This window comes from Polaribacter sp. IC073, assembly GCF_007997075.1.
Classification (GTDB): Bacteria; Bacteroidota; Bacteroidia; order Flavobacteriales; family Flavobacteriaceae; genus Polaribacter.
On sequence record NZ_VORS01000003.1, the window covers coordinates 364,567 to 376,233 of the forward strand.

The 11,667-nt window shown below is 33.2% G+C and carries 5 protein-coding genes and 2 rRNA genes; 4 read left to right on the forward strand and 3 right to left on the reverse strand.

Annotated features, from left to right (window positions below; genetic code table 11):
- The first annotated feature begins 2 nt into the window (after positions 1 to 2).
- The 4 genes from ES045_RS06935 (at position 3) to ES045_RS06950 (ending at position 7,865) form a co-directional block, all read left to right on the forward strand.
- On the forward strand, positions 3 to 341 hold the full coding sequence (locus tag ES045_RS06935; RefSeq protein ID WP_147114481.1) for a P-II family nitrogen regulator: 339 nt from the start codon (positions 3 to 5) through the stop codon (positions 339 to 341).
- Between the two features lie 88 nt (positions 342 to 429).
- Entirely contained in the window at positions 430 to 1,671 is a 1,242-nt protein-coding gene (locus ES045_RS06940; RefSeq protein WP_147114484.1) for an ammonium transporter, read from the forward strand.
- A gap of 214 nt (positions 1,672 to 1,885) precedes the next feature.
- Positions 1,886 to 6,397 carry a glutamate synthase large subunit gene (gltB, locus tag ES045_RS06945; protein ID WP_147114487.1) on the forward strand — a complete coding sequence of 1,504 codons (4,512 nt, stop codon included), beginning with the start codon at positions 1,886 to 1,888 and terminating at the stop codon, positions 6,395 to 6,397.
- Between the two features lie 4 nt (positions 6,398 to 6,401).
- On the forward strand, positions 6,402 to 7,865 hold the full coding sequence (locus ES045_RS06950; RefSeq protein ID WP_147114490.1) for a glutamate synthase subunit beta: 1,464 nt from the start codon (positions 6,402 to 6,404) through the stop codon (positions 7,863 to 7,865).
- A gap of 355 nt (positions 7,866 to 8,220) precedes the next feature.
- Here ES045_RS06950 and ES045_RS06955 read toward each other — a convergent pair whose 3' ends face one another.
- The 3 genes from ES045_RS06955 to rrf (ES045_RS06965) form a co-directional block, all read right to left on the reverse strand.
- Positions 8,221 to 8,502: a pyrimidine/purine nucleoside phosphorylase gene (locus tag ES045_RS06955; protein ID WP_147114493.1), complete on the reverse strand. Its 282-nt coding sequence runs from the start codon at positions 8,500 to 8,502 to the stop codon at positions 8,221 to 8,223.
- Positions 8,503 to 11,314: 2,812 nt separating this feature from the next.
- A 5S ribosomal RNA gene (gene rrf / locus ES045_RS06960) occupies positions 11,315 to 11,424 on the reverse strand.
- Between the two features lie 152 nt (positions 11,425 to 11,576).
- Positions 11,577 to 11,667, reverse strand: a 5S ribosomal RNA gene (rrf, locus tag ES045_RS06965); the annotation flags it as partial.

An 11,667-nucleotide genomic window follows, 5' to 3' on the forward strand; every position in this document is an offset into this window, starting at 1 on the left:
CCATGAAAAAAATAGAAGCAATTATAAGAAAATCTAAATTTAGCGCAGTAAAAGACGCACTGCATGAAGTTGGCGTAAACTTTTTCTCTTATTGGGACGTCACAGGATTAGGTAACGAAAAAGAAGGCCATGTATACAGAGGTGTTAGCTACAGTACAAGCGATATTCAAAGAAGATATTTATCGATCGTTGTAAATGATGATTTCGAAACCATTACCATTAAAACAATCATCAAAGCTGCTTCCACGGGAGATGTTGGTGATGGTAAAATTTTTGTAAGCGACATTAATGAAGCGTACAGAATTAGAACTGGAGTCAAGGGAGGAGAAACGTTGAACTAGCTTTTGCTATCAGTTGGCAATTTAGAGCCACAGAATACAAGTAGCTTTTACTTGAATCATTAATTAAAATTACAACAACAAAAAAAACATGGAATTACTCACAATAAATAATGTATGGATGATGATCTGTACAGCACTCGTTTTCTTTATGCATTTAGGCTTCGCCCTTTTAGAAATCGGTTTAACCAGACAAAAAAATACCATCAACATTTTATTTAAAAACATTTTTATTATTACTGTTGGGTTGTTGCTATATGCTCTAGTTGGTTTTAACTTAATGTACCCAACTTGGGGTGCAAATGCTTCTGGATATTTAGGAGACTTTATATTTGGCCTTTCTTCTCCTCTAAATGCTGAAGGTACTTTAGATTTAGCATATAACGAAGGATATACTTTCTGGACAGACTTTTTATTCCAAGGAATGTTTGCCGCAACAGCTGCAACAATTGTTTCTGGTGCAGTTGCAGAAAGAATGAAAATCTTACCCTTTATGATATTTACTATTTTATATGTTGGTTTTGTCTACCCAATTGCAGGTTCTTGGAAATGGGGTAGCGGATTTTTAGATCAACTATCTACTCCTTTCTATGACTTTGCAGGTTCAACCTTGGTACACTCTGTTGGTGGTTGGGCAGCACTTGTTGCAGTTTGCTTATTAGGTGCTAGAATTGGAAAATTTAAAAATGGAAAAATACAAGCAATACCTGGTCACAACATTCCTTTAGCAACTGCCGGAGTTTTAATTCTTTGGTTAGGTTGGTTTGGTTTTAACGGTGGTTCGGTACTATCTGCAGCTCCTGCATCGACCTCTTTAGTGCTGGTAACTACCTGTTTAGCTGCTGCCAGTGGCGGCGTTATCGCCGCAATTATTTCTACTATTCTATATAAAAACCTAGATTTAACAATGTTTTTAAACGGAATTTTAGGAGGATTGGTTGGTATTACTGCAGGTGCAGATCAAATGTCTCCAACAGATGCTATCTTAATTGGCGGTATTGCCGGAGTCTTAATTGTATTTGCGGTTCGCTTCATTGATACATTGAAGTTAGACGACCCTGTTGGTGCCATTGCAGTTCATTTAATTTGTGGTATTTGGGGAACTCTAGCTGTTGGAATTTTTGGAAACCTAGCTAGTGGCACACAATTTTTAAGTCAATTAATTGGTGTTGCTTCATACGCCGTTTTTTGTTTGGCAACTTCATTCATCATCATATTCACATTAAAGAAAACAATGGGAATTAGAGTCAATGAAAGAGAAGAGTTAGAAGGTTTAGATGCCCATGAACATGGTATGGATGCGTATCCAGATTTTCGTTTAAATGAGCATTAATCCATAAAAAAATCGCTGTTTTACCTGCAAAATTCACAAATTTGTAGGTATTTACAGTTTATTGGCATATTCTCAATATAAAAAGCTTTAATTATTATAACTGAATTATTTATAGCAAAATTTTGTTTTCATCATAAAAATTATATATAAACCTTTAAATCACTGAATTTTTCTCAATAAAAAATATAAATTAGCCAATATAATTCAATAAAACATGGAGAAACAAGGCTTATATTTACCCGAATTTGAACACGAAAATTGCGGTGCAGGATTTATCTGTAATTTGAATGGAGAAAAAACAAATCAGATTATACATGATGCTCTAGAAATTTTAGTGAAACTAGAACACAGAGGAGGTGTTAGTTCTGATGGAAAAACAGGAGATGGGGCTGGTTTATTAATAGACATTCCTCATGCTTATTTTAAAAGAGTTTGTGATTTTTTGATACCAGAACAAAGAGAATATGCTGTTGGAATGGTATTCTTACCAAAAAACACCAATCAATATAATTTCTGTAAAACTACTTTTGAAGAAAATATAACAGCACAAGGACTTACTGTTTTAGGATGGAGAGAAGTTCCTGTAGATGCTACGCAATTAGGACCAATTGCATTGGCTTCTGAACCAAATATAGAACAAGTTTTTGTTGGTAAAAATGCAGTTTTAGACGAAGCTACTTTTAAAGCAAAACTATATGCTGCTAGAAAAATAGCAGAACATACCATTCGAAAATCTAAAATTTCTGAATGTAATTATTTTTACGTTTCAAGTTTATCTATCACCACGATCATCTATAAAGGTATTATTATGCCAGAAGATATTGGACCTTATTATAAAGATTTACAAGAAGTAGATTTGGTTACCCGTTTGGCGTTAGTGCACCAACGTTTTTCTACAAACACAATGCCAACTTGGGAGTTGGCACAACCCTTTAGACACATGTGTCAGAATGGTGAAATTAACACACTTCGTGGAAATATAAGTAGAATGCGTGTGCGAGAAGAAATCATGAAAAGTGATGTTTTTGGTCCACAAATAGAAAAATTATTTCCAATTATTTTACCAGGAAAATCTGATTCTGCTTCTATGGATATGGTGGTAGAACTGTTAACACATACAGGAAGATCATTACCAGAAGTGATGATGATGATGATTCCTGAAGCTTGGGAAAAACATAAAACCATGTCTAAAGAGCTCAAAGCTTTTTACGAATACAATGGTTGTATTATGGAACCTTGGGATGGCCCCGCTTCTGTACCTTTTACAGACGGAGATTACATCGGTGCTTTGTTAGATAGAAACGGTTTAAGACCTTCTAGATATACAATTACCAAAAGTGGAAGGCTTATTATGTCTTCAGAAATTGGTGTCTTTGAAGTTGCGCCAGAAGATGTAAAAGAACACGGTAGATTAGAACCAGGAAAAATGTTTTTGGTAGACATGAATGAAGGAAGAATCATTCAGGATGAAGAAATAAAAAGTAAAATTGTTTCAGAAAGACCCTACCAAGAATGGTTAGATAATACACACCTAGATTTAAAAGATGTTCCTTATACAAGTGAAACTTGCCCTATTGAAACCATCGATATTAAAACACGTCAGCGTTTATTTAATTATACTTTTGAAGATATACAAGAAGTAATCACACCCATGGCGCAGGTTGGTAAAGAAGCTTTAGGTTCTATGGGAATAGATACGCCTTTAGCCGTTTTATCAGACAGACCTCAATTAATATCTAATTATTTTAAGCAATTATTTGCACAAGTTACCAATCCGCCTTTAGACGGAATTCGTGAAGAAATTGTAACGGACATCAGTTTAAATTTAGGAAAAGATAGAAATATTTTTAGCATTACAGAAAGACAGTGTAGAAAATTAAGAATTCAGAATCCTGTTATTTCTAATGCCGATTTAGAAAAAATTAGAAATATTGATATTGAAAGTTTCAAAACAAAAACGATAGAAATTTTATATCCAAAAGCACAAGGACTAAATGGACTTGAGGATGCTTTGGATGCCATTGTTATTCAAGTTGAAAAAGCTATTGAAGATAAAAATAATATCATCATTCTTTCAGACAGAGGTGTAAATCAAGAGTTTGCTCCTATTCCTGCTTTGTTAGCATGTTCTTTTGTAAATCATCAATTAAATCGTTTACGCAAGCGTTCTTATTTCGATATTATTATTGAGTCTGCAGAACCACGTGAGCCGCATCATTTTGCTACTTTATTTGGGTATGGCGCAAGTGCTGTAAACCCTTATATGGTGAATGAAATCATTAGAACGCAAGTGAAGGAGGGTTTTATTACAGGTATGGACGAGCAAGGTGCGGTTGATAACTTCAATAAAGCTATTGGAAAAGGAATTTTAAAAGTAATGAACAAAATAGGAATCTCTACATTACATTCTTATAGAGGTTCTCAAATTTTCGAAATTGTAGGATTTAGTTCACAGTTTGTAGAAAAATACTTTCCATATACTGCTTCTAGAATTGAAGGGATTGGTTTATACGAAATTGAAAAAGAAATAGACCAACGTTATAAACAAGCATATCCAGACAATCAAATTGATAAAAATTTAGGATTGAATGTTGGTGGAGATTATAGATGGAGAAGAAATGGTGAGCGTCACTTATTCAACCCAACTACGGTTTCTAAATTGCAACAAGCGGTACGATTATCAGATCAAGGGAGTTATGATGTGTATGCGAAAGCAATAAACGAACAGGCAGAAAGTTTAATGACCATTCGAGGTTTGTTCGAATTTGACAACCTAGACCCTATTCCTTTAGAGGAAGTAGAACCTTGGACAGACATTGTAAAACGTTTTAAAACGGGTGCCATGTCTTACGGATCTATTTCTAGAGAAGCGCATGAAAATTTAGCGATTGCCATGAATAGAATTGGTGGTAAATCGAATTCTGGTGAAGGTGGTGAAGACAGAAATCGTTTTCAAAAAGATATAAATGGTGATAGTAGAAACTCTGCGATTAAACAAGTAGCATCTGGTCGTTTTGGGGTAACTTCTCATTATTTAACAAATGCGAAAGAGATTCAAATTAAAATGGCACAAGGAGCAAAACCTGGTGAAGGTGGCCAGTTACCCGGGGAAAAAGTATATCCTTGGATTGCTGCCGTGCGTAATTCAACTCCTTTTGTAGGATTGATTTCTCCTCCTCCACACCACGATATTTATTCCATTGAAGATTTAGCACAGTTAATTTACGATTTAAAAAATGCAAATCGTGAGGCTAGAATTAATGTGAAATTGGTTTCGGAGGTTGGTGTAGGTACCATTGCTGCTGGTGTTGCAAAAGCAAAAGCAGATGTTGTTTTAATATCTGGTTATGATGGTGGTACAGGAGCTTCTCCTTTAACTTCATTAAAACACGCAGGTTTACCTTGGGAACTTGGTTTGGCAGAAGCCCAACAAACTTTGGTAATGAATAGTTTACGAAGTAGAATTGTTGTGGAGTGTGACGGACAATTAAAAACAGGTCGTGATGTTGCCATTGCTGCATTGTTAGGTGCTGAAGAATTTGGTTTTGCAACGGCTCCTTTGGTTGCTTCTGGTTGTATTATGATGCGTAAATGTCATTTAAATACGTGTCCGGTTGGTATTGCAACACAAGATAAAGAGTTGCGTAAAAACTTTAAAGGAACACCAGAACACGTAATTAATTTCTTCTTTTACATTGCAGAAGAATTAAGAGCAATTATGGCTGAACTTGGTTTCAGAACTTTAGATGAAATGGTGGGTCAAACTCATAAAATCAACGCAAATAAAGCGATCAAACATTATAAAGCAAAAGGGTTAGATTTATCTAGTATTTTACACAGGCCAACCGGGTATAAAAGTATGACTGTTAAAAATACAGAGCCTCAAGATCATAATTTAGAAGGCGTTTTAGACTTTACCATATTAAAAGATTCACATAGAGCTTTGTATCGAAAAGAAAAAATGACCTTAGATTATCCAATTAAAAATACAAACAGAGCTGTTGGAGCAATTGTTAGTAATGAAATCTCTAAAATTTACGGTCATTTAGGTTTGCCTGAAGACACGTTGAATATCAACTTTACAGGTTCCGCAGGACAAAGTTTTGGCGCGTTTGGTGCACACGGATTAACATTTACGCTAGATGGTAATACAAATGATTATTTAGGAAAAGGTTTATCTGGAGCAAAATTAATTATTAAGAGGCCAGCAAAAGCAGACTTTTTAGCAGAAAACAATATCATTGTAGGTAATGTTTGTATGTTCGGTGCAGTCGCTGGTCAAGCTTACATTAACGGAATTGCAGGGGAACGTTTTGCAGTTCGTAATTCGGGTGCAACTGCGGTTGTAGAAGGTGTTGGAGATCACTGTTGTGAGTACATGACAGGTGGTAAAGTAGTTGTATTAGGTAAAACAGGAAGAAATTTTGCTGCTGGTATGAGTGGTGGAATTGCGTATGTATACGATCCAGAAAATAAATTTGTAAACGGACTTTGTAATACAGAGTCAATTGAATTTGAAGAAATTTCTGAAGAAGTTGCAGCAGAGTTAAAAGCAACCATAGAAAAACACGTTTTATATACAGATAGTAATAGAGGCACTGAATTGTTAGCAGATTGGGATACAAGTTTAAGAAACTTTGTAAAAGTGATGCCAACGGAATACAAAAAAGCATTAAAACGTTTAGAAACAGAAGAACCAATGTTCGAAGAATTAACAAAAGCATAATGTCATGGGAAAAATAACAGGATTTAAAGAATTTGAAAGACAGGATGAAACGTACACTTCTGTAAAAGATAGAGTAAAGAATTATAAGGAATTTACAGTTCCTCTTTCAGAAAAAGAGGTAACAAAACAAGGGTCACGTTGTATGGATTGTGGTATTCCTTTTTGTCACAGTGGTTGTCCATTAGGAAATCTAATTCCAGATTTTAATCACATGGTACATCAAGGGGAATGGAAAAAAGCTTCATGGATATTACATTCTACAAATAATTTTCCGGAATTTACAGGTCGCTTATGTCCTGCTCCATGTGAACAATCATGTGTATTGGGTATTATTGAAGACCCTGTTTCTATTGAAAATATTGAAAAAAATATTGTAGAACGTGCCTTTAAAGAAGGATGGATTAAACCACAACCTCCAAAGAACAGAACCGACAAAACAATCGCAGTTATTGGTTCTGGCCCCTCAGGTTTAGCTGCGGCACAACAATTAAATAGAGCGGGTCATACAGTAACTGTTTTCGAAAGAGATGATGCAATTGGTGGTTTATTGCGTTACGGAATTCCGAATTTCAAAATGGAGAAAGGAATTATCGATAGAAGAATCGCTATTTTAGAAGCAGAAGGAATCTTATTTAAAACCAACGTTAATGTTGGCGTTAATTATGATGTTAAAGACTTAAAAGCTTTTGATAGCATTGTTCTATGTGGCGGTTCTACAGAAAAAAGAAGCTTACCAACTCCTGGTATTAATGCTGATGGAGTTGTACAAGCCATGGATTTTTTAACACAACAAACAAAAGTATTGTTTGGAGCAGTAGTAAAAGACCAAATAATGGCAACCGATAAAGACGTAATAGTTATTGGTGGTGGAGATACAGGTTCAGATTGTATTGGTACTTCAAACAGACATGGAGCAAAATCTGTAGTTAATTTTGAAATTATGCCAAAACCTCCAGGACACCGTTCACCAACAACTCCTTGGCCTTATTGGCCTTTACAATTAAAAACTTCTTCTTCTCATGATGAAGGAGCAGAACGTAATTGGTTAATCAACACAAAAGAGTTTGTTAAAGATGAAAACGGAAAATTAATAGCTTTAAAAACGGTGAATGTTGAATGGAAAATGGTTCCGGGTCAAAGACCAGAATTAATTGAAATTGAAGGTACAGAAAAAATATGGCCTTGTGATTTAGCGCTATTGGCATTAGGTTTCACAGGTCCAGAAAGTACATTAGCAGACAAATTAGGACTTGAAAAAGATGTGCGATCGAACTATAAAGCGGAGTACGGAAAATATCAAACTAATGTAAAAAACATATTTACGGCAGGAGATATGCGTCGCGGACAATCTTTAATTGTTTGGGCAATTTCAGAAGGTAGAGAAGCTGCCAGACAAGTAGATCTCTTTTTAATGGGGAAATCAGAATTGCCTTCAAAAGATGTTTCTGGCGATTTAGTTGCTATGTAAACATCCATTTTAAGTATTTATTTTATAAAACTCATCAATACATAAATATTGATGAGTTTTTTTGTTAAATTTTAAAGACAATTATTTGTTGCACGCATGCAATACAAATTCTCCTTTCATTCCTCAGTTTGAACTTCTTCACTACTAGTGTCCTAAATAAACCCTAAAATGATCAATTATTTACTAGAATTTTAAACGGAAAATACACTATAATCTTCTTATGAGTTATAGTAGCAAAGAGAGTGCGTTTTTTACATATTAATTGAAGTACGGAAGTTAACTAAATCTTAAAAAAAAAGCATAAGAATATCCAACTTGGAAGTCCTTATGCTTTAAAAAGTTATTTTTATTAATTTTATTTATATTGACATAAATAAGATGTCTGTCTTGATACTTTAACTTGAAACTTTTTATTTGCTTCAATTTGATAAGCTTCACCTGTTTTATAAGTAACCCAATCAGAAGTTTTCGGTAACAGCACCGTCATCTCTCCCTCTATCACATTCATAGTCTCATGCTTACTGGTCTCAAATTCATATGAACCCTCTTCCATTACTCCTAGTGTAGAACTTCCAATAGCTGATTTGTATCCTAAAGATTTAACATTACCGTCAAAATATTCGTTTGTTGATATCATATAAGTATTTTAATTATTTAGTCACAAAAATAAGAAAATGTAAACAGGTAATCACAAAATAATGAAGCATTTCTATATGTATTTTAAGAATTATCAATCATTTTGAGACTCTTTTGGTAAGATCACAGTCGTTATATTACCCGCTTCTAACGAATATCTTAACTAACTTTTTCTTAATATATCTTTGCCGTATTTAGAACAGAAAAATAGCTAAAATCTAATAAATTTACTACTAATAAAAAAGTAAAAAGCGGGTTTTAATACAATATTAAAAAAGAGAACAATATAAAAGAAAGTACTTCGGATGAGTTTTTAAAAATTAATTACCGTTTAGCTAACTTTGACACCATAGGAAATCTTTATCGAATTCCAAAGAACTCCATTAGGTAGTCTAGAAAATATTACGCACACAGGGCCTAACTATATCACATTAGAAATCATCAATGGTGTTTAATTCATTCATATTAAGCATAAGCAATACATATAGAAAAACAACTACCATAAACGATTACGTATCCCAAAGGCTTACGAGAATACCATCCAAGCAAAGCCCAGATGATGTACAAAATTATAAGGTTTTATATATCTATAAGTCTAAAAAAGAAAGATTCTATGTTCCAAAACCTCTAAACTGAGTTCTAAAGCTTTGATTTTAGCATTAAGAGCGGCTGCGAAAGCAACTGTAATCCTATGCTCAAAATAATGAGGAACATTCTTATAGTTCATAAATCTAGTTCTAGCACTACTCTTCAAAATATTGAACTTCACTTATCTTACTTTTTCATCGCATTTAGTAAGCCTAATTAAAGCAGCTTTTTTGTCCTTTGTCTGAATATATATCCAGGATAAATATGAGATAATATGTAGGTTTTCTCTATATCTGGATAGATTACAGGAAGCATTTCAGCTCTTTCTTGTTGATTTACTATTCAATTTACATCGTAAAAACTTACTTCTTGCTAATAATTATTGTAATGTATCTCCGCTGAAAATAGTTTCCAAGTCTATTTTAATAATTTTTTTTCTAGCATTTTCACGGGCACCATTTTCTTTATGCATACTTCCCAACAATGTTCAATTCTAATTTCCTGTAAAGTATCTAAAGCTGATTTTTGTGCATAAAACCTAGCTATAGCCCGAGTCGACTGTAAGAATAATTTCTACAAAATTAAGCCCATATTTCCATCGATATCTAGTGTTACTTCTTTTATTATTTTTCTGTTATTTGAAAATATCTTTTGATGTATTTGAGCTTTAATGCATTTAATCATCGCTATGAAAGCTGCTTTATTTCCTTTTGCGTTTTTATTACTTATGATAGTAGTTGGGTGTAAGTAAAAACTGAAACTCAACAAATAAATTCTAAGATATTAAAATACAGTTATTTTAATGGCAAATCAATCTTAAAATCAAAGTAAAATATTGAATTTTAAGATAATTTAGGAAAAGTAGATAAAGCAGAAATTTAAAGGTTTTTAAAATCAAACTCCACCGAACTGGGCGAAAAACTAAAATCTTGAGGTTTAAGGTAATTTAGGAAAAGTAGATAAAACAGAAATATTAAGGTTCTTAAAATCAAACTCTACTGAACTGTGCGAAAAACTAAAATCTTGATGTTTAAGACAATTTAGGAAAAGTAAATAAAGCAGAAATATTAAGATTCTTAAAATCAAACTCTACTGAACTGTGCGAAAGACAAAAATCTTGAGGTTTAAGATAATTTAGGAAAAGTAGATAAAACAGAAATATTAAGGTTCTTAAAATCAAACTCTACTGAACTGTGCGAAAAACTAAAATCTTGAAGTTTAAGATAATTTAGGAAAAGTAAATAAAATAGGAATTTAATTTAGAAAAAGTTGAAAAACAAAATACCTACACCCAACACCGTGTATTAAAAATTACTGCTTTTAGTTTACTTATGAAAATCTTGGCACATTTTTTTTTCTGTGTTTTATTTAGTAAATTCACTGCTTAAATAACGTAACTTTCAATACACAAAGACGATAAATCAACATTAGAAAATACAGTTTCATCTATAAAAAACTATTCTCTAATATTTTCGGTAAATAATAACCATTGTTTTGTAGGTGGCTTTGATTGCAATGTTTAAAATCATATAAATAATTTTTGTTTTATTTTTGTAGGTCCTTAGTATTCGCCCCTTAGCAATTAGCTATAAAAGAAATAGTCCTTGCATACTTACCTAATGATTCGTTTTAAAAAGGCATTAAATTCACTTATAATTCTAAAACTTTTGCGGATAACTGCCAATCTCTTGTAACTACTTTCTTAGATTTATTCTCACCCCATGTCGTCTAATAATATGTAAACAAAAAATTACCCTGGATTTCAAAATCTTGAACGGGAGCTTCCGGAACAAATCCTTTAGGGCTCAATTTAAATTATTTAGGAACTATGATCTTCTAGTTCAGTAAAATAAAAAATAAAGACACCCTTTTAACCTCGTATTTGGTTAGGTAAAAAATGAACAAGCGTTTCTGATAATAATAATTTCGCAATTTCAATTGATGTTTTAAAATAAAAATAAATTAAGGTTCAAAGTTCATACCTCTAGCTTAACCATAACTCTCTGTATTGGTACCAAATTTTTTAGTGATACCATGTGTGTGTTCAATACTTTTGCACATAGCAGCAAAAGTTAAACGTTAATTTCACTTGCAGAACAGGTCACTTCTTCCATAGTTACAGGCAATATATTCCAAACATAAACAAACTGTTTGAATTTCTTACATAAAAAAACCTCATATCGTGAGATATGAGGTTCGTAGTATTCTGATTTTATCAGAATTAAGAAAGGCGGCGACCTACTCTCCCACATAAATGCAGTACCATCGGCGCGATTAGGCTTAACTTCTCTGTTCGAGATGGGAAGAGGTGAGCCCTAATGCTATAACCACCCTAAAATTTAATGGGTTAGTTGCTAGTATTTCAATAATTATCGTAATACTAATTTATATATATACTTCAGTAAAACTGAAGTATATATATAATATTTAAAAAACCTCATATCTTTCGACATGAGGTTTGTAATATTCTGATTGTATCAGAATTAAGAAAGGCGGCGACCTACTCTCCCACATAAATGCAGTACCATCGGCGCGATTGGGCTTAACTTCTCTGTTCGAGATGGGAAGAGGTGAGCCC